The following is a 1468-nucleotide window of genomic DNA, read 5'->3' on the forward strand; positions in this document are numbered from 1 at the left end:
GTGTGCGGGAATAATCAAAAACGATGCACACCGGGTTTTACTGTGCTGACAGACGCAGGGTTACCCTCATAGTCGCTTTTCCGGTGCGATGGTGGAAGAAACCGGGATGTTTATTCATCATCTCTTTGGATTGATGTATATGCTCTCTTTTCTGACGTTAGTCTCCGACGGCAGGCTTCAATGACCCAGGCTGAGAAATTCCCGGACCCTTTTTGCTCAAGAGCGATGTTAATTTGTTCAATCATTTGGTTAGGAAAGCGGATGTTGCGGGTTGTTGTTCTGCGGGTTTTGTTCTTCGTTGACATGAGGTTGCCCCGTATTCTGTGTCGCTGATTTGTATTGTCTGAAGTTGTTTTTACGTTAAGTTGATGCAGATCAATTAATACGATACCTGCGTCATAATTTATTATTTGACGTGGTTTGATGGCGTAGATGCACGTTGTGACATGTAGATGATAATTATTATCATTTTGCGGGTCCTTTCCGGCATGTGGACCCGTTACGGGGCGTCGACCTCGCGCGTTTTCGCTATTTATGAGATTTTTTGAGGGGGTGGTTGTTGTTTAATTGTTTGGTATATCTAATTGATAAGTAAGGTGAAAATAAAATAAATACAACAACCTTACGATGTGCTTTGATGTCATTAATGTGAAAAAATTAAATGATATCAAATGGTTTTGTAAAAACACATGGTTGTTGTATCGCTTTTTATCGATGACTTATGGAGAGGAGATGGCCTTTTTATTGAATAAAAGTGATATGGCCTCCTCCATCGGTATCTCTGTTCAGGCATTTGATAAATGGGGCGTTCCTCCTGTCGAGCGTCGGGGGAGGGAAGTTTTTTATGACGTTAAAACTGTACTGGAGATAGATCGCGAGCGGCGACAACACAATCATAGAACACCTGATGACGGGGGCGATCTGGAGGAAAGGCTGCTTCGGGCCAGAGCTGAACTGACAGAAGAACAGGCCGTAGCTCAAAAACTTAAAAATCAGGTAACCGAAGGTAAGCTCATCGATTCAGACTTCTGCGTTTTCGCCCTCAGCAAGCTGGCGATGGCATTGTCCAGTACGCTTGATTCTATTCCGTTATCCATGCAGCGACAGTTCCCGGATTTAACGCCACGTCATCTTGACCATCTGAAAACCCTTATTGCGAAGGGCGCAAATCAGTGTGCGCGGGCAGGGGATAAATTACCGGATTTGCTGGATGAATATATCAGAGCAACAACTGAATAATCTGATGGCTGCCGTTTCGGTTGCGCTGCAGCCTCTGGTCAGGGTTGTACCGATGACGGCAGTTGAATGGGCTGACCAGTATTATTATCTGCCGAAAGAATCCTCATACGGTGACGGCGAATGGAAAACGCTGCCGTTCCAGATCGCCATCATGAACTGTATGGGCAACGATCTGATTCGCACTGTTAACCTGATTAAATCTGCCCGTATTGGTTATACAAAGATGTTG

2 protein-coding genes and 1 pseudogene are annotated in these 1468 nt (G+C 44.8%); 2 read left to right on the plus strand and 1 reads right to left on the minus strand.

The genetic code is table 11. The annotated features are described in order from the left end of the window. Positions 1-110: 110 nt before the first annotated feature. Positions 111-305, minus strand: coding sequence for a YlcI/YnfO family protein (locus ACJHYR_RS27705; protein WP_032242945.1), 195 nt, complete (start codon positions 303-305; stop codon positions 111-113). Positions 306-732: 427 nt separating this feature from the next. Here ACJHYR_RS27705 and ACJHYR_RS27710 point away from each other — a divergent pair, with 427 nt between their 5' ends. Together ACJHYR_RS27710 and ACJHYR_RS27715 are read left to right on the plus strand one after the other, a co-directional pair. Beyond that, positions 733-1239, plus strand: a complete 507-nt coding sequence (locus ACJHYR_RS27710) for a terminase small subunit (RefSeq protein WP_001519435.1) — start codon at positions 733-735, stop codon at positions 1237-1239. Beyond that, positions 1211-1468 (plus strand): annotated as a pseudogene (locus tag ACJHYR_RS27715) (phage terminase large subunit family protein); the annotation flags it as partial. The gene ACJHYR_RS27710 and the pseudogene ACJHYR_RS27715, both read left to right, overlap by 29 nt.

Source organism: Escherichia sp. WS1450 (genome assembly GCF_046487395.1).
Lineage (GTDB): Bacteria > Pseudomonadota > Gammaproteobacteria > Enterobacterales > Enterobacteriaceae > Escherichia > Escherichia coli.